The 18,766-nt window shown below is 45.2% G+C and carries 15 protein-coding genes; 12 read left to right on the forward strand and 3 right to left on the reverse strand.

Features of this window, described 5'->3' with window-relative positions; translation table 11 throughout:
- Window positions 1–48 precede the first annotated feature (48 nt).
- The 4 genes from J5X96_RS00240 (at window position 49) to J5X96_RS00255 (ending at window position 3,798) form a co-directional block, all read left to right on the forward strand.
- Window positions 49–534 carry a YqaA family protein gene (locus J5X96_RS00240; protein ID WP_209363517.1) on the forward strand — a complete coding sequence of 162 codons (486 nt, stop codon included), beginning with the start codon at window positions 49–51 and terminating at the stop codon, window positions 532–534.
- Between the two features lie 211 nt (window positions 535–745).
- Window positions 746–1,252 (forward strand): S-ribosylhomocysteine lyase, encoded by a 507-nt coding sequence (luxS, locus tag J5X96_RS00245; RefSeq protein WP_209363519.1) that lies wholly within the window; start codon window positions 746–748, stop codon window positions 1,250–1,252.
- A gap of 10 nt (window positions 1,253–1,262) precedes the next feature.
- Window positions 1,263–2,444, forward strand: a complete 1,182-nt coding sequence (gene purT, locus J5X96_RS00250; protein ID WP_209363521.1) for a formate-dependent phosphoribosylglycinamide formyltransferase — start codon at window positions 1,263–1,265, stop codon at window positions 2,442–2,444.
- Window positions 2,445–3,261: 817 nt separating this feature from the next.
- Window positions 3,262–3,798: a transposase gene (locus tag J5X96_RS00255; protein ID WP_209363523.1), complete on the forward strand. Its 537-nt coding sequence runs from the start codon at window positions 3,262–3,264 to the stop codon at window positions 3,796–3,798.
- A 421-nt stretch (window positions 3,799–4,219) separates the two neighbouring features.
- Here the strand turns inward: J5X96_RS00255 and J5X96_RS00260 are convergent, their stop codons facing one another.
- The 3 genes from J5X96_RS00260 to J5X96_RS00270 all read right to left on the reverse strand — a co-directional run bounded on the left by J5X96_RS00260 (window position 4,220) and on the right by J5X96_RS00270 (window position 14,824).
- On the reverse strand, window positions 4,220–4,600 hold the full coding sequence (locus J5X96_RS00260; protein ID WP_209363525.1) for a hypothetical protein: 381 nt from the start codon (window positions 4,598–4,600) through the stop codon (window positions 4,220–4,222).
- On the reverse strand, window positions 4,597–4,812 hold the full coding sequence (locus tag J5X96_RS00265) for a hypothetical protein (protein WP_033002593.1): 216 nt from the start codon (window positions 4,810–4,812) through the stop codon (window positions 4,597–4,599). The genes J5X96_RS00260 and J5X96_RS00265 overlap by 4 nt, the downstream gene beginning before the upstream one ends.
- A gap of 1,474 nt (window positions 4,813–6,286) precedes the next feature.
- Window positions 6,287–14,824 carry a YadA-like family protein gene (locus J5X96_RS00270; RefSeq protein ID WP_209363527.1) on the reverse strand — a complete coding sequence of 2,846 codons (8,538 nt, stop codon included), beginning with the start codon at window positions 14,822–14,824 and terminating at the stop codon, window positions 6,287–6,289.
- Between the two features lie 737 nt (window positions 14,825–15,561).
- On the opposite strand from J5X96_RS00270, the gene J5X96_RS00275 reads away from it, so the two are divergent.
- The 8 genes from J5X96_RS00275 (at window position 15,562) to J5X96_RS00310 (ending at window position 18,439) form a co-directional block, all read left to right on the forward strand.
- Window positions 15,562–15,738 (forward strand): type II toxin-antitoxin system HicA family toxin, encoded by a 177-nt coding sequence (locus tag J5X96_RS00275; protein ID WP_209363529.1) that lies wholly within the window; start codon window positions 15,562–15,564, stop codon window positions 15,736–15,738.
- Window positions 15,739–15,780: 42 nt separating this feature from the next.
- Window positions 15,781–16,197 carry a type II toxin-antitoxin system HicB family antitoxin gene (locus tag J5X96_RS00280; RefSeq protein WP_209363531.1) on the forward strand — a complete coding sequence of 139 codons (417 nt, stop codon included), beginning with the start codon at window positions 15,781–15,783 and terminating at the stop codon, window positions 16,195–16,197.
- Window positions 16,198–16,384: 187 nt separating this feature from the next.
- A complete protein-coding gene (locus J5X96_RS00285) occupies window positions 16,385–16,555 on the forward strand; it encodes a hypothetical protein (RefSeq protein WP_209363533.1) in 171 nt (56 codons plus the stop codon).
- Window positions 16,552–16,830 (forward strand): type II toxin-antitoxin system RelE/ParE family toxin, encoded by a 279-nt coding sequence (locus J5X96_RS00290; RefSeq protein WP_209363535.1) that lies wholly within the window; start codon window positions 16,552–16,554, stop codon window positions 16,828–16,830. The genes J5X96_RS00285 and J5X96_RS00290 overlap by 4 nt, the downstream gene beginning before the upstream one ends.
- A gap of 344 nt (window positions 16,831–17,174) precedes the next feature.
- Complete coding sequence (locus tag J5X96_RS00295; protein WP_209363537.1) at window positions 17,175–17,486, forward strand: transcriptional regulator; 312 nt, start codon at window positions 17,175–17,177, stop codon at window positions 17,484–17,486.
- On the forward strand, window positions 17,483–17,794 hold the full coding sequence (locus J5X96_RS00300; protein WP_209363539.1) for a DNA-binding transcriptional regulator: 312 nt from the start codon (window positions 17,483–17,485) through the stop codon (window positions 17,792–17,794). Before J5X96_RS00295 ends, J5X96_RS00300 begins: the two co-directional genes overlap by 4 nt.
- 170 nt (window positions 17,795–17,964) lie before the next feature.
- Window positions 17,965–18,150: a hypothetical protein gene (locus J5X96_RS00305; protein WP_245193465.1), complete on the forward strand. Its 186-nt coding sequence runs from the start codon at window positions 17,965–17,967 to the stop codon at window positions 18,148–18,150.
- Window positions 18,143–18,439 carry a type II toxin-antitoxin system RelE/ParE family toxin gene (locus J5X96_RS00310; protein ID WP_209363541.1) on the forward strand — a complete coding sequence of 99 codons (297 nt, stop codon included), beginning with the start codon at window positions 18,143–18,145 and terminating at the stop codon, window positions 18,437–18,439. Before J5X96_RS00305 ends, J5X96_RS00310 begins: the two co-directional genes overlap by 8 nt.
- Window positions 18,440–18,766 lie beyond the last annotated feature (327 nt).

The following is an 18,766-nucleotide window of genomic DNA, read 5'->3' on the forward strand; positions in this document are numbered from 1 at the left end:
CGTCAATGCTAAAAATGACTAATGCACTGATTTTTGACCTATTACATCATGTTTGATCTTTTTAGCGGGGAGGGATGGCTTGCATTGCTAGGCGAGCATCGACTCTGGATAATGTTTGCCAGCGCCTTCCTCAGTGCCACCGTACTTCCCGGCAATTCCGAAATTATTTTTCTCACCCTCGTCACACCGCGCTTATGGACGGGCTCCCCTTATTTTTCTTTGGATATTCAAAGCCTATTGTGGACGGCAATTGCCGGAAATACATTGGGCAGCCTGACTACCTATGCGCTGGGGCGTTGGCTCCCCACTTTCAATACACCGCCCCAAAATGCCAAACTCGCGTGGGTATTAGCCAAAACACAAGGTTACGGCAGTGTGATGTTATTTTTTAGCTGGTTACCGATTGTCGGTGATCTCTTTTGTGCAGTGGCAGGATGGTTACGATTAAACTGGGTGATGTGTCTGATTTTTATGACGCTGGGCAAAATAGTGCGGTATGTTTTTTTGCTATTTTTTGGACTCGCTCTTCTGTAACGCTGGAATTTTCCTGTAGAATGGCGAAAAAAATGCCTCTCACAAGGAGAGGCGAATAACCTAAGGAACCAATTTTATTAAAACAACTGCAAGTTGCTCGCTATCTAAGACTGCAGTATAACGGAAAAAGTTCGCAAAAATTTAAAAAATTTTATCAATTTTTTATAACCGCTGTTTTTTAGCCCTAAATGACACCAATTAAGGAGAGATTATGCCATTACTTGATAGCTTCAAAGTGGATCATACCCGAATGAATGCGCCCGCAGTGCGAATCGCCAAAACAATGCAAACGCCAAAAGGCGATACCATCACGGTTTTTGACTTGCGTTTTACCATTCCTAATAAAGAAAATTTGCCACCGAAGGGCATTCACACATTGGAACATTTATTTGCCGGTTTCATGCGTGATCATCTCAATAGTCAAGAGGTCGAAATTATTGATATTTCGCCGATGGGTTGCCGCACCGGTTTTTATATGTCCTTAATCGGTACCCCGAACGAAACCCAAGTTGCACAGGCTTGGGCAGCCTCCATGCAGGATATCCTTAATGTGAAAAATCAACGTGAAATTCCTGAACTGAATGAATACCAATGCGGAACATACACCGAACATTCTTTGGAAGAAGCCCATCAAATCGCGCAAAACGTATTAGCACGCGGTATTGGCGTGAATAAAAACGAAGATTTAACCTTAGACGAAAGTTTACTCAAACAATAAGGAGCCCCCCATGACCACAATCGGCACGCCATTAACCCCAAAAGCACTAAAAGTAATGATGCTTGGTGCGGGAGAATTGGGCAAAGAAGTTGTCATTGAATTACAACGTTTAGGTGTTGAAGTGATTGCGGTAGATCGCTATGAAAACGCGCCAGCACAACAAGTGGCACACCGTGCTTACACCATTTCCATGTTGGATGGCGCGGCATTACGCGCCGTTGTGGAAAAGGAACGTCCTGATTTTATCGTGCCGGAAGTGGAAGCTATCGCCACCGATACTTTACTTGAACTGGAACAAGAAGGATTCACCGTTATCCCGACCGCCAAAGCTACGAAACTAACCATGAACCGTGAAGGCATTCGTCGTTTAGCCTCCGAAGAATTGGGCTTGCCAACCTCACCTTATGAATTCGTAGATAACTTTGACGACTTCAAAAGTGCGGTCGAAAAAATCGGTGTTCCGTGCGTGGTCAAACCGATTATGTCCTCCTCCGGTCATGGACAAAGCGTCATTCGCACCCTCGATCAAATCCAATCGGCATGGGATTACGCCCAAGAAGGCGGACGTGCCGGCGCAGGGCGTGTCATTGTGGAAGGGTTCATTAAATTTGATTACGAAATTACCCAGCTCACGGTGCGCCATGTCAATGGCACCTCATTCCTTGCCCCTATTGGACACATTCAAGTGGATGGGGATTACCGTGAATCTTGGCAACCTCAAGCCATGTCAGAAACCGCATTGAAAAAAGCGCAAGACATTGCAGAGAAAATCACCGGTGCATTAGGTGGTCGTGGGATTTTCGGGGTAGAAATGTTCGTGCGTGGCGATGACGTGATTTTTAACGAAGTCTCCCCGCGCCCACATGATACCGGCATGGTGACCATGATCTCGCAAGAGTTATCACAGTTCGCCTTACACGCTCGCGCCATTTTAGGCTTGCCGATTCCAAGCATCGATTTCATCAGCCCGTCCGCGTCCAAAGCCATTGTGGTGGAAGGCAAATCCAACCAAGTACAATTTGCCAACATAGAGCAGGTACTTGCCGAACCGCAAACCAACTTACGCCTTTTTGGTAAAGGCGAAGTGAATGGTCATCGCCGTTTAGGGGTGATTTTGGCACGTGACATCAGCGTTGAAAAAGCCTTAGAAAAAGCCCGTCGTGCTTATGATAAATTGGACGTAATTTTATAAGCTCAGCTTGTCGTTGAATCCAAATAAAGTGCGGTGAAAAAATACCTTGTTTTTCACCGCACTTTTTTGTCTATCGTAGCGTGCAACTTGTTGCACGAAATCGGAAATGCCCGAAAGGATTAAATAACGTTCCGTGCGTGGTTTAGTCGTGGAGCGTAGCGTGCAACTTGTTGCACGAAATCATGAGGCACGCACCGAGGTTAAATCTTTCGTGCATCAAAATGCACGCTACGAGGGAATCGCGAATCACGTATCGGGATTCATTATTCGTGCAACAAGTTGCACGCTACATTCGAAATAAATAACGCTCTTGACGGTTGATAATATGTTGTTTGAAAAAACTCACGCAAAAATCACCGCACTTTATTTCGTTCCGTGTGTGGTTCCGTCGTGCATCAAGATGCACGCTACGAGGGAATCATAAATCACCTATCGAGGTTGAATCATTCGTGCATCGAGATGCACGCTACGAGGGAATCGTGGATTACGTATCGGGGTTGAATCATTCGTGCAACAAGTTGCACGCTACATTCGAAATGAATAACGCTCTTGACGGTGGATGATACGTTGTCTGAAATGCACGGAAAAATCACCGCACTTTTTTTCGTTCCTTGCGTGGTTCCGTCGTGCATCGAGATGCACGCTACGAGGAAATCGGTGAATTACGTATCGAGGTTGAATCATTCGTGCAACAAGTTGCACGCTACAAGGGAATCGTGAGGCACGCACCGAGGTTGATTCATTCGTGCTACTGAATACAAAAAGCTTATTTGGTATAATGGTGCATAGAATGTGAACAACTGCACAAGAAACCCCTATGGCAACTTATCGACGAGACCTCACTGAGGGTGGTACCTATTTTTTCACGCTTGCGCTTCAAGATCGTTCAAAAGATTGGCTAACTCGCTATATTAACGAACTGCGGGCGGCTTTTATCGAAACACAACAACGTTATCCTTTCAAAACAATTGCCATCTGTATATTACCGGATCATCTTCATTGGCTAATGGAATTACCTGAAAATGATCATCGTTATGCCACCCGAATTCGTTTATTAAAAACCCTATTTAGCCAAAAAATCCCCGCACATTGCCGACTGCCAAATCAAAGCCAACGAAGACGAGGGGATCTTGGTATTTGGCAACGCCGTTTTTGGGAACATCTCATCCGTAACGAGCAAGACCTCTCAAACCATTGGGATTATATTTATTATAACCCTGTCAAGCATGGCTACGTCACCGCCGTTAAAGATTGGCCATATTCATCATTTCACCGTGATGTAACCGATCAAATATATCCTCTCGATTGGGGTGGCGATATCAGCGTCAAAATACAAAATTTATATCAAGAATAATCTCCGTAGCGTGTAGCTCGTTGCACGAAATCATAAATCGTAGCGTGCAACTTGTTGCACGAAATGAATAACGCTCTTGACGGTTGATAATGCGTTGTTTGAAAAAACACACGCAAAAATCACCGCACTTTATTTCGTTCCCTTTGTGATTCGTTCGTGCAACAAGTTGCACGCTACGAGGGAATCGTGAATTACGTATCGAGGTTGATTCATTCGTGCAACAAGTTGCACGCTACGAGGGAATCGTGAATCACGTATCGGGGTGATTATTCGTGCAACAAGTTGCACGCTACGAGGGAATCGTGAATCACGTATCGGGGTGATTATTCGTGCAACAAGTTGCACGCTACGAGGGAATCCTGAATCACGTATCGGGGTTGAATTATTCGTGCATCGAGATGCACGCTACGAGGGAAAGAATCTAACTGATTTTAAATATAATATCTTCTTGTTTCGCACCAAAATTAGATTTTCTCATAATCGTTATTACAATATTTTTATGAGAAGCACCACCATTCGCATCAGTCGTTTTTTGCACCGCACAAGGGATGTGGATATTGGTTCGGGAACAGGCAATAACGAAAGTATCCTTATCATTTAACGCAACAACAGCCATAATATGCGTTGAAATAAAACGATCAAACAAGTCTTCTAGCTCATGCAAATCAATTGGCGGATTATTACGAGCATCATTCACCCGATCTTCGGAAAAATGAAAAGTGAGAGAAAACTGCATAGCGTATTGAGCTACTTTAGTATTTATACTTTTGGTTAAGTTAAGTAAATCATCGCGAGTAATCATTTTTGCTCTCTAATACTATTGATTAATCCCTCTAAGGCAATATTAAGCTCTGAATCCGAGCTTGCAGTAATGCTACCAATCATTTCAGAATTTGTCATAGTTCCCATACGAACATCAAAGTGGTTATTATCAAATGAATCTACAAGAACTACATCATCGCCATCATAAAAAATAGCAAAATTTTGAGAAAGGGACATGTCAAATTTAAACATCGCTCCTCCTTGTTGCACCTCTTATAAATTAATCAATAAAACCATAAAACAGCGACAAATGTATATATGATTTATCTTTCTACTCTATTTATTCTACTTAAATCATAATGTCCTTGCAACGTCAGGCACGTCGCCTCTGTTTGTATCCACGCTACAGACAAAATCTGAATCGTAGCGTGCAACTTGTTGCACGAAATGAATAACACTCTTGATGGTTGATAATACGTTGTTTGAAAAAACACACGCAAAAATCACCGCACCTTATTTCGTACCGTGCGTGGGTTGATCGTGGATCGTAGCGTGCAACTTGTTGCACGAAATGAATAACGCTCTTGACGGTTGATAATGTGTTGTTTGAAAAAACTCACGCAAAAATCACCACGCTTTATTTCGTTCCGTGCGTGGTTCGGTCGTAAATCGTAGCGTGCAACTTGTTGCACGAAATGAATAACGCTCTTGACGGTTGATAATATGTTGTTTGAAAAAACACACGCAAAAATCACCGCACTTTATTTCGTTCCATGCGTGGGTTGATCGTGGATCGTAGCGTGCAACTTGTTGCACGAAATAAATAACGCTCTTGACGGTTGATAATGCGTTGTTTGAAAAAACTCACGCAAAAATCACCGCACTTTATTTCGTACCGTGCGTGGGTTGATCGTGGATCGTAGCGTGCAACTTGTTGCACGAAATGAATAACGCTCTTGACGGTTGATAATGCGTTGTTTGAAAAAACACACGCAAAAATCACCGCACTTTATTTCGTTCCCTTTGTGAATCATTCGTGCAACAAGTTGCACGCTACGAGGGAATCGGTGAATCGCGTATCGGGGTTGAATCTTTCGTGCATCAAGATGCACGCTACATTCGAAATGAATAACGCTCTTGATGGTTGATAATACGTTGTTTGAAAAAACTCACGCAAAAATCACCGCACTTTATTTCGTTCCCTTTGTGAATCATTCGTGCAACAAGTTGCACGCTACGAGGGAATCGGTGAATCGCGTATCGGGGTTGAATCTTTCGTGCATCAAGATGCACGCTACATTCGAAATGAATAACGCTCTTGATGGTTGATAATACGTTGTTTGAAAAAACTCACGCAAAAATCACCGCACTTTATTTCGTTCCCTTTGTGAATCATTCGTGCAACAAGTTGCACGCTACATTCGAAATGAATAACGCTCTTGATGGTTGATAATATATTGTTTGAAAAAACACACGCAAAAATCACCGCGCTTTATTTCGTTCCGTGTGTGATTCATTCGTGCAACAAGTTGCACGCTACGAGGGAATCGTGAATTACGTATCGAGGTTGATTCATTCGTGTAACAAGTTGCACGCTACGCGGTGTAAAAGATGCACGTTACGGGCATTGTATAAAACGTTACCGTTACAAATAAAAAAAGCACGGCATTTTCATGTCGTGCTTTTTTGTTAAGCGAGTTCACCGATTAGGTGAGCTGCGGAGTGATTACCATTGGTAACCGGCGCCGATTGTACCGCCGAAGTCGCCGCGGGAGTTGGTGTTACCGGTGACTTTCAAGATAACTTTACCGTTATCAGAAATACGGGATACACCAATCGCTAAGCCGCTTTGACCGCGATAGGTACTTGCTGCTGCTGCAACCATGCTCTTACCCGGACGGAAGGCTTGCGGAAGACCGGCTGTTGCCAATGCGCCCGCGATACCGCCGCGTAAGTCACGATCCATTTTACGTAGATCGCCACGGATTTGGTTGAAGTTGTTTGCGGTATTTTGGTTAATTGCCGCAATCGCGCCATGAACGGTATTTTGTCCGGTATTACCGATACCGTTTTGGCCTGCAACCACTTTGCCGTCTTTCACGGTTGCGCCGCCGCCAATCACATCAGCTACGCTCTTCGCAGTTTCATGTAATTGACCGCCGTTGACCGCATCTTTGCTGTCAGCCGCGACATTGCCGTTAGCAACGTTGCTGATGGCTTTACCCGCAGCATTGATGCCGTCTTTGCTCATGCTCGGACCGTTTGCAACTTGAACACGATCTGTCGTTACGTTCTTCACGTTAAGGTTATCGTTGAAGCTCACTTCCACGTTACCGTTCGCGCCTTTAGTGAAGTTTAGGTTACCATCTTTAGAGGTTAAACCTTGTACCGCACTGTCAGCTTTTGCAAGACTTGCTTTTGTCTTAGCAGACACATCCACAGTGTAAGTGGTTGTGTTGGTGTCGGCATCGTGGTTGTTAGTCACGGTGACATAGTTGCTGCCTGCGTTAGTCACAGAACGTTCAACATCAACGGTATATTCATGACCGCCTGCTGCGTTAACGCCTTCAGTCACAGTCACGTTAGAACGGCCTTCTTTAGCTTTCACGCTGGTTTTCTCAGCAGCTGCTTTCTTCGCAAGGTCGTTTACCGATTTAATTGCATCGTTAATGTTGCCTTTACCGGTTTCACCGATGTTGGTCATGGTAATGTCGCCATTGCCATTCACTGTCGCGTCGCCGCCTAACACATTAACAACGTTTTGAGCCACGTTAGAGACTTTGGTATCCACTTTGTCTAACTGACCTTTATTGACTGCATCATCTGGATTTACACCGTCAGCAACGTTAGTGATGGTATTACCACCTGCGTTAATGCCACCTTTCGTTACAGAAGGACCACCGGCGATGGTTACACCATCGTTATTCACGGTAGTATCACCTGCTTTCACAGAATCCACGTTCAAGTCTTTTGCAGTGGACACTTTGTAGTGTTTACCGCCGTCAGCATTGGTGGATTCTTCCACAACAATGTTGTCGCCTTGTTCTACAGTGGTGTGTTTCTTCGCAGTGTCTGCTGCATTTTTCGCTAAATCGTTAACGTGTTTGATCGCATCACCGATGTTACCTTTACCGGTTTCACCGATACCTTTCGCAGGATCAGTGACAGTCACTTTACCTGTCGCAGGATCGATCTTCGCATCCGGACCTACAAGGTCTGCAACGTTTTTCGCTACATCATACAACTGACCGCCGTTAACCGCATCTTTGCTGTTTTCTGCGACATCGCCGGCTGCTACGTTAGTGATTTTCTTATCAGCTGCATCAATACCGTCTTTCTTCACAGAAGGACCGCCTGCGATGGTTAAGCCATCGTTGTTCAATGTGCTGTCACCCGCTGTCACAGAATCCACGGTTAAGTCTTTCTTCAAGCTTAATTTCGGATTCTTCGGATCGCTGTTGTCAACCACTAAGTTTTGTTCACCGTTTGCAACATCCACAGATTTCACTGCGCTGTCAGCCACGTTCTTCACAGCGTCTAACTGACCTTTGTTCACTGCATCATTTGGATTCACACCGTCAGCAACGTTAGTGATGGTATTACCGCCTGCGTTAATGCCACCTTTCGTTACAGAAGGACCACCTGCGATGGTTACACCATCGTTATTCACGGTAGTATCGCCTGCTTTCACAGAATCCACGTTCAAGTCTTTTGCAGTGGACACTTTGTAGTGTTTACCGCCGTCAGCATTGAGGGATTCTTCCACAACAATGTTGTCGCCTTGTTCTACAGTGGTGTGTTTCTTCGCAGTGTCTGCTGCGGCTTTCGCTGCATCATTAACGTGTTTGATCGCATCACCGATAGTACCTTTACCGGTTTCACCGATACCTTTCGCAGGATCCGCTACAGTGACTTTACCTGTCGCAGGATCGATAGCTGCATCCGGACCGATTAAGTCTTTCACGTTATTTGCCACGTTGTACAACTGACCACCGTTCACAGCATCTGTGCTGCCTGCGGCAACGTTACCGTCAGCCACACCGGTAATTTTCTTATCACCTGCGTCAATACCGTCTTTCTTCACAGAAGGACCGCCAGCAATGGTTAAGCCATCGGTGTTCAATGTGCTGTCACCCGCTTTCACTGAATCCACGGTTAAATCTTTCTTCAAGCTTAATTTCGGATTCTTCGGATCGGTGTTGTCAACCACTAAGTTTTGTTCACCGTTTGCAACATCCACAGATTTCACTGCGCTGTCAGCCACACCTTTCACTGCATCCAACTGACCTTTGTTCACAGCATCATTTGGATTAACACCATCAGCGACATTGCTGATAACTTTGCTGTTCGCATTTAGGCCGTCTTTGTTGATGTAAGTGTTGCCACCTACTTGCACGCCGTTGTTGCCTAATACAACTTGGTTGTCACCTGTGCCTGCAGTCACTTCAGTCAAGCTGATGCTGTCTTTAAGCGAGAATTCCACTTGTGCGCCATCGGCTGCGTTGGTTTGTTTCGCTTTCAAGTTTTTACCTGCTTGAAGAGTGACTTTGTTGCCGGCTTTAATTTTTTGGTCAGCTTGAGAAGCTGTATCCAATTCACCGTCAGTCGCTTTGGTATCCACCACGAAGTGGGTGTTTGCAAGCGCTTGTGCAACGGTGCCTGCAGTCACTAACTTGCCTTTCTCTGCCGGTGTTGTTGGTGCTGTGATGTTGCCATTGGCATCCACTAAATCACCGCTAAGTTTAGGCGTTACAGTTACGATGTTGGTGTTCGGATCTTTCACTGTAGTTAATGCATTTTCATCACCGGATTTCACATCTTGTACTGCGGTGTCGGCTTTCGCTTTCACGCCATCCAATTTGGTGTTGGTTGCATGTAATTGACCGCCGTTGACTGCGTCTTTGCTGTTTGCTTCCACTTTGCCGTCACGAACGTTAGTGATAACCGCATTGCCTGCATCAATACCGCCGCGCGTTACGCTTGGACCGCCTGTGATAGTTAAACCGTTGGTGTTCACTGTGGTATTACCCGCAGTGACGGAAGTGACATCAAGGTCATCTTTTGTCGCCACAGTGTATTCATCACCGCCAGCGGCATTTTTGCCTTTCGTTACTTTCACGTTTTTGCCTTCAACAACAGTGGTGTGTTTCGCTGCAGTCGCGTTCACGGCTTTAATTGCATCGTCAACGGTATTTGCACCGGTTCCACCGATGTCGCTTGAGGTGACATTACCATTACCATCAACTGCTGCGTTGCCACCTAACACATTTGCGACACTGCTTGCTACGTTATGTAACTGAGCACCGTTAACCGCATCTTTGCTGGTTGCAGAAACATCGCCGGCTGCTACGTTAGTGATTTTCTTATCACCTGCGTTGATACCTTCTTTCTTCACAGAAGGACCGTCTTCGATAGTTAAACCATAACCAGATACATAGGTCGTATTTCCTGGTGTGGCACCGTCTAACTTGATACTGGTTAGATTCACAGCTTTTTTCAAGCGTAGTTTTGGATTTTGCGGATCGTTATTATCCACCACCAAGTTCTCTTCGCCAGCCACTGTGTCCACAGATTTCACTGCGCTGTCAGCAACGCCTTTCACAGCGTCTAACTGACTTTTGTTCACAGCATCATTTGGATTAACGCCGTCAGCGACATTAGAAATCACTTTGCTGTTCGCATTTAAGCCGTCGTTGTTGATGTAAGTGTTGCCACCTACTTTCACGCCATCGTTGCCTAATACAACTTGGTTTGCACCAGTGCCTGCAGTCACGCTGTTCAAGCTAATATCGTCTTTAAGTGAGAATTTCACTGTCGCACCACCGTTTGCGGTGTTAGCTTGTTTAGCGACTAAGTTATTACCCGCTTCAAAGGTGACTTTGTTGCCTGAACCCACTTTCGCATCTGCTTCAGAACCCGTTTCAGTATTACCTTTGGTATCTACTACAAAGTGGTTTGCTTTTAATGCGTCAGCAACGGTTTTCGCGCTCACCAATTTGCCTTCATCTGCGGTTGCTGGGGCATTGACTGTACCGTCAGCATTCACTAAGTCGCCTGCGATAAAGTTCGGTGTTAACGTAACTGTGTTGCCTACTTTGTTTGCAGTCAGTGCGGTTGGATTTGAAGATACCACGTCTTGTACTGCGCTATCTGCTTTGGCTTTCACTTCCGCTAATTGACCGCCATTCACCGCATCTTTGCTGCCTGCGGCAACATTGCCGTCAGCCACACCGGTAATTTTCTTATCACCTGCGTTAATGCCGTCTTTCTTCACAGAAGGACCATTCGCGATGGTTAAGCCATCTTTGTTCACTACAGCGTGATCACCTGCTTTATCCCCTAACGTCACGGAATCTGCCGTTAAGTCTTTGTTTAACGCCAATTTCACTTTCGTTGGGTCAGTCGCATCTTTGGTTGCCGTGATATTGCTATCACCTTCCACCGTTTGAAGTGCGGTCGCGGCTTTGGCTAATTTCGCTTTCGCATCATCACCAAGAGACAACTTGTAGTTTGTTGTATTGCCAACCGGTGCTTCTTTTTCGACTTTAATATCCGCCGGATCTTCCGATGTTACGCTGGCAGTAGTATCTACTTTGCTGTCGATGGCGTCTTTCAAGTTTTTAATTGCACCATGCACTGTGCCTTCACCCGTCTCACCAATGTTACTCATGGTTACGTTACCGGCATTATCAACTGCCGCATTACCACCAAGGACGTTTTTCACGCCACCTGCGAGATTGCTTAAGTAGTTATTAGTTGCATAAAGTTGGCTACCGTTAATCGCATCGGTGCTGGTTGCGCTAATCACGCCTGCAGCCACGTTTTGGATTTGACGCTCTTTACCTGCAGAACCCACAGACACAGTGCCGTTCGCTGCATTAGGCAAGCCTGCAGCAGTGTAGGACATGTTAAGGGTGTAATCACCGGTGTGAGCATCGGAAGTTGCAGAGTTAGTACCTAATGCAACAGAATTTGCATGAGAGGCTGTCGCATTATGACCCATTGCTACTGTGAATCTTTCAGTGGCTTTTGCTCCCTGACCAACAGCTACTGTCTTCTCTGCACTCGCTTGAGCCGCTTGACCTACAGCAGTTGCATCTACTGCTAACGCTTTAGAATCGGTACCGATAGCAACAGCATTATCCCCACGAGCTTGAGTACGTGTACCTACAGAAATAGTTCTGTCAGCTTCAACGATAGCACCTGCTGCCCCGGAACCGGCATTGTTACCGATCGCAATGTTGTTACGACCCTTAATGTAATTACCTGCGCCATCCGCTGCCGCAAAGTTGCCATCACCTTCAATGTGAGAACCTGCATTAAGACCTAAAGCAACACTGTGTGTACCATTTACATACTGACCGGCATTTTGACCGATAGCATAGTTATCTTCACCACCTTGCTGATAGCGACCTGCATTCAGACCAAGCGCAATACCATAGGCATTCTTAGCAGTAGCAACCGCATCCGCACCCGCATTATGACCAATAGAAATTTGATCTTGACCTTTTACGTTAGCACTTGTACCAAATGCTAATGAGTCAACTGCCTTGTCACTATCAACATTGATGTTGTTACCCATTACATAAGTGCGGGCAGCTGCAACATTGTTTGTATCACCGATAGAAACGGAGTTATCACCGGAAACATTAGATTGAACACCTAAAATTTGGGAACGTTCACCGCTCGCGGTAGAATTTTGACCTTGAATGTCATTACCAATCACAGTACTTTGACGACCGGTTGCTTGTGAGTATGCACCGATAGCTAAAGCTTTATAGGTTGTTGCCTTAGACTTTGAACCAATAGCAACAGCATCCCAAGGAGCAACGCCCGAATCTGCGGCTTGCGTACTCGCCTGAACACCCATAGCAATAGTATCATATCGGTTGGCAATTGACTCATAACCGATTGAAATTGACTTATTACCTTCTACTCCCGCTACAAGATCCCCGTCACCGGAAACAGTATGAGCACCGATAGAAATGGCACCATCTGTTTTTGAATTTGCAGTATTACCTAATGCAATCGCCTCTGGTCCACCAACAGACGCTTTCGTACCAAACACAAGTGAATCACTTGCACCTGCGGCTACATTAATATTGTTACCAATCGCATAAGTGCGGTTGCTTGCAACGGTGTTTTTATCACCGATAGCTAAGGAATTGTTGCCGGAAACGGTGGTTTCAGCACCAATGACTGTCGCACGAGTTCCGCTTGCAACAGAAACAGGACCACTTGAATTCGTATCATAGTTGCCTGCCATTACGATACTTTGTGCACCAGTTGCAGCATTAAATGCACCAATAGAGATCGCTTTCTCATTGCTAGTTTTTGAATACGCACCTATCGCGACACCATTATGCCCATTCGTTGTGGCACTTTCTTCACCTATCGCAATACCGGCAGATCCTAGAGCTTGAGCGTTATAACCGATTGCAACGGCTCTTTCACCACTAAATTTGTCAGCCTTACCGGATTTTGCCGCGGTACCAATAGCGATGGAATCACTAGTAAGTGCTTTAGCAGCATTACCAATTGCAGTGGTGTTGTTTACTACAAGCTTATCCGCAGCACTACCAGAACCAGCACCTATACCCAAAGCAACGTTATTTGAACCTTTCACATACATACCTGCAAGTGAACCGACAGCTGTATTTTGAGTACCTTCTTCACCATAACGACCTGCGCTATCACCAACTAAAGTGGAACGAATATTGTTCGTGCCTGTGTAATCTGCACCAGCATAGTGACCGATAGTTACAGCATAATCCGCTTTATTCGGTGCTGCGGTAGCGGCTTTATCAATATCTGCTTTTTGAGCATTTGATGCATAACCGACTGCCACTTGACCAATACCGGAAGCTTTTGCGTTATCACCGATCGCTAAACCGGACTGTGCATTAGTGTGTGCATGATAACCTTGTGCAATACCGGATTTACCTGTTGTAACTGCATCGAAACCGATAGCCATAGCACCGGCGTTTGCATTTGCCGTAGCTTTTCTACCAACAGCAAGTGCACCATCAGATCCATGTGCCAATGCTTCTACACCAATAGCTGTCGCATAGTTTGAAGTAGCTGCCGCAGTGTTACCCATCGCAATAGCATTATTTCCCCCAACGGCTGCTCTCGTACCAAACACCAATGAATCGTCTGTGCCTGCTGCTACATTGATATTGTTACCAAGTGCATAAGTACGTGCGCTTGCGATGGTGTTTGTATCACCGATAGAAACGGAGTTGTTGCCAGAAACCGTAGTTTCCACACCGTAAACTTGTGAACGAGTTCCGCTTGCTGTGGAAACCGCTGCCTTACTATTGGTATCGAAGTTACTTCCGATAACGGTACTTTGCACACCACTTGCTTCATTATAAGCACCAATACTGATGGCTTTTGGGTTTGAGGTTTTAGAATACACGCCCATTGCGATGGAATCATGACCGTTTTGTACAGAAGCATTTTGACCAATCGCCACCGCACCAGTACCTAAGCCTTGTGCCTGATGACCAATTGCGAGCCCTGCATCACCATCAAACGGATCATTAGCACCTTTTCCACCAGATTTCGCACCGTCACCGATAGCGATGGAACTTATGCCATTAACCCCCGCATCTACACCAATAGAAATGGCATTTTCTATCTTATTCGCATTATCCAACGTGGTACCTGTACCCATACGGATGCTGTTGGTTGCGCCTGCGCCGTTAGTACCACGATCACCCACGCCGATGATACCGGAGTTCACGTCTAAACGACCGCCAAGGGTGAGGTTTTTAGAACCGTTGTTTTCAACAGTCGCAGGAGCAGAGGTACCGTAAAATAAAGTGCGGTTAGTTTGAGTACTGAAATGTTCCGTTGCATTTGCACCAGTTGACGACAAGCAAGGGTTCATCGAATCCAGCGCATAATAATGCGGTGGGGGAGGTGTTTGTGACGGACCCAAAATAGACAGACTACTTGGAACCTGATTATTTGCTATACCGTTGATACCTACATAAGGAGGAGGAGAGTCAGGGACAGCTAAACAGCTAGGATCCGCTTTATCATTAATATAAATACCCGGTGCAGCCACCGCACTTGTAGAGGTTAACGCCAACCCAACGGAGATGGCAAGCGCACTGGCAGCAAAGCCGGCGGTGCCTTTCGCAACACGACCGACAACAGTTCTTTCAGAACCCTTGCCATGTGCAGAAGCAAATTCAGGGACGGCGGTGAACACACCAAGCGCCTTATTAAAAATGCTTTTGTAAATATGATTCATAAGTGATTTCCTTTTTTATGAAGAAAACGAAGGCTGTCGCCAGCCGTAAAACTTTTTTTGCTTTGCTTTTAACCGTTCTGCTTTTTAGAAGTGAATGCTTTTGTTGCTCACAATCCTCCTTAAAAGTATTGAAAGTGTCGGCTGAAAAACACCATGAAAAATGACCGCACTTTAATTCACATCGCAGGGCATTTTAAAGGGTATTATTTCAACCTATACCTTAACCTCGGCATGATATTCAAAAAATAACCACAGGTCAACCACTGCAACACCCCATGCCTTGAGTTTACATTGTTTTACATTTGCGCAATGGGGCGTTTTTCCATATTGTCGCGTGTATTTTGATGCACGAATGATTTCACCTCGGCTCGGAATGAAGTGCGGTGGTTTTTTAACGTGTTTTTTCGTGCAACGAGTTGCACGCTACAGGAGCGTTATTCCATATTGTAGCGTGCATCTTGATGCACGACCGAATCACGCACGGAACGTTATTCAACGCTTTTAATGGCGCACGCTTCACAGCGTGTGCCGATAACCGATTGATATAAAAGGCACGCGTTAGGAAACGCGCGCCATCAAAAAAGGTTATTCCATATCGTAGCGTGCATCTTGATGCACGAATGATTGCCCTCACAAGCGTGTTTTTTCGTGCAACAAGTTGCACGCTACGGGGGATTAGGTTGAAAATATAAACATTTTTGTTTATAATCATTGCCACTTAAAAACACGGAGGAACGATGAAACAACGAGAGTTTTTAAGGTGGCTGAAAGCACAAGGTGTAGAAACAAAAGAGGGTACCAACCACATTAAGCTATACCTAAACGGTAAACAATCGGTTCTGCCGCGACATCCCACGAAGGAAATCGCCAAAGGAACGGAGTTTGCCATTAAAAAGCAATTAGGTCTTAATTAAACGAATGCCCTCGAAAGGGGGCATTTTTTAAAGAGGTTGACTATGTTATATCCAGCAAAATTTGAAAAAGAAGAAAGCGGGCTTTATGCTGTGTCTTTTCGTGATATTCCGGAAGCGATTACTTGTGGAGATGATTATGACGATGCCGTGAAGATGGCAAAAGACGCGTTGCTTACTTGTATGGATTTTTATTTTGAAGATCATCGCCGCGTTCCGTTGCCAAGCGCACCGGCGGAGGGCGAGGTGCTTATCGAATTGCCGGCAAGTGTTTTTGCCAAGGTTTTATTGCTCAATGAGATGATCGAACAAAATGTATCAAACGCTGAATTAGCCCGCCGTATCAATGCAAAACCACAGGAAGTTCAGCGTATCACAAACCTTGGGCATATCACAAAAATTGACACCATCGCAAAAGCGATTACCGCACTTGGGAAACAATTTGAGTTACGCATTGTTTAGTGCGCAGCGTGATTTCATATTGTCGTGCGCATCTTGATGCACGAATGATTCCCCTTATGAGCGTTTTTATTCGTGCAACAAGTTGCACGCTACGGGGAGCGTTTATTATTTCTGTATGCGGCGACTATTGGCATTTTTGCGTGGGGCGTTGTATGCTAAGGCAAAATTGAACACCACAGGAGATGATATGTTAAATGAAACCAAACCGCAGACGCCTTTTCAGGAGAAAATCTCATCTCTATTTGAACAATCCTTAACCGAAGAACAGCGTTTTTTACAAGGCATTTTGCGCGGTGAGATACAAACATTTTCACACGAAGAAGTTGTCGCCACCTTGCGTGAGATGTTAAAACGATGAAGCAGGATTATGTCGTTCGTTGGTCTGGAATGGCGCGTTTTCAGCTATTGGACAAAGCGGAATATATTCGCGCACAAGCCAATAGCGATAAGATTGCAGATAAATTTCTTGATGAGATTGTGCGTTTAGCAGAAAAACTCAGCTTTATTGCAGATGCGTACGCCGATGGGCGATTTCATGTTTTTCCGCTAAAAAATGGGCATTCCGTTAAATTTTTAGTGGTCGGTTCGTATATTATGATTGCCGCCTTTTTACCTCGTGGCATCAATCATTAATCCATTCCCACCATCGCCTCGTTCCATATTGTAGCGTGCATCTTGATGCACGAATGATTGCCCTCACGAGCGTTTTTATTCGTGCAACGAGTTCAGGCTACGATTCTTTTATTTTCAAGGCTTTTGATGGCGCACGCTTCACAGCGTGTGCCGATAATCGATTGATATAAAAGGCACGCGTTAGGAAACGCGCGCCATCAAAAAGGGGAGATTCATATTGTAGCGTGCATCTTGATGCACGAATGATTGCCCTCACGAGCGTTTTTATTCGTGCAACAAGTTGCACGCTACGGGTTTACATTATGCGCACACACTACTACAATGACGCATAAAGGATGAGGGATATGTACACAATTGTTGAATCTCATATTTACACAAAAATGGCTTCTGCGATTTTAACGCAAGATGAGCAAGAAGCGCTTGCCACGTTTATCGCAATGCAACCCGAATCGGGTGATGTGATTCCGCATTCGGGCGGTTGTCGCAAATTACGCTGGCAACGGCAAGGTATGGGTCGGCGCGGTGGAAGTCGGGTGATTTATTTTAATCAACTTAACGACGGCAAAATATGTCTGTTGTTAATTTATGCAAAAGCAAAATCCGAGACGATTCCGGCGCACTTGCTGAAGCAATTAAAGGAGGAATTGGAAAAATGACGATAGATTTAGAGAAAATCAATATTGCCGAACACGAATTCACCGGCGAAGAAATCGGCGAGCTGTTGTTAAGCTCCGTACGCCAAATTAAGACCGGGCAATGCCGTGAGCGCGAGATCACCAATGAGGCAATTGCCGCACGCAAAAACACCGGGTTGTCGCAATCCGCCTTTGCGCAACTTATGGGAATTTCCGTCCGCACGTTACAAGGCTGGGAACAAGGCAGACGCAAACCCACAGGCGCAGCAGCAACGTTATTAAAAATCGCCACCCACCACCCCGATGTATTATTGGAGCTTGCCGGTTAGACGCACACTCCGTAGCGTGCATCTTGATGCACGAATGATTTCACCTCGGTACGGAATGAAGTGCGGTGTTTTTTTAACGTGTTTTTTCGTGCAACGAGTTGCACGCTACGGGAGTTGATTTTGTGGGTGCTCAAGATTATAGTAAAACGCAATTTATTAAGGAGAAAACTATGTTGCTGACTGAAAAAGGTTATGACGCATTTTTAGCTGAGAATATTGCGCGAGGCAATGAGGATATTCTGATGGGGCGTTGTCATTCGTTAGAAGAGGCGTGCGCAACATGGCAACAAACTATTCAACAGAAAGCGGCGGAACTCGCGCAGTTGGATGAGCAACATGAGTCGGTTTATGGCTAATGTGATTTTGTCTAAACTCGCCACAGACAATATCAATGAAATCCTCGCCAATGTTTACGAATTCACCGGGTTTATTTCTACTCCGGAAAAACTCCTCGCCGAATTTGAAAAAACTTTCCGTTTGATTGCCTTTATGCCTGATGCCATCGGTCGTTTGCGCGAAGACGGTGAGCGTGAAGCCTTTTGTCGAAATTATCGTATTATTTATCGCGTTATTGAAGAAACCGTGTATATCAAAACGGTAGTTCATAGCCGCCGACTTTATCCCCAACCCTCATTTTCACCTTAAGTCCGTAGCCTGTATTCACGATTTCGTGCGTAGCGTGCAACTTGTTGCACGAATGATTCAACCTCGGTACGGAATGAAGTGCGGTGATTTTTGAGTGTGTTTTTTGAGGCGATCCGGCGTTGCGGGGTGGATTTCGTTAATTGACAATTTTTTTGTGATACGCCATAATTTTGAAGAACTGGGAGACTGGTCCTCCCCCAGTAAATTATCGGGTTAGTAAGCCGGCAAAGACCAGAGCAACAACACGATAACTAGGATAATGGTCTTCAACATTATATTATCCTCTTCATTGTAAGGTTTAAGCCTTACACTCACTTTCAAGATTAC

Origin of the sequence: Aggregatibacter sp. 2125159857 (genome assembly GCF_017798005.1) — a bacterium.
Classification (GTDB): domain Bacteria; phylum Pseudomonadota; class Gammaproteobacteria; order Enterobacterales; family Pasteurellaceae; genus Aggregatibacter.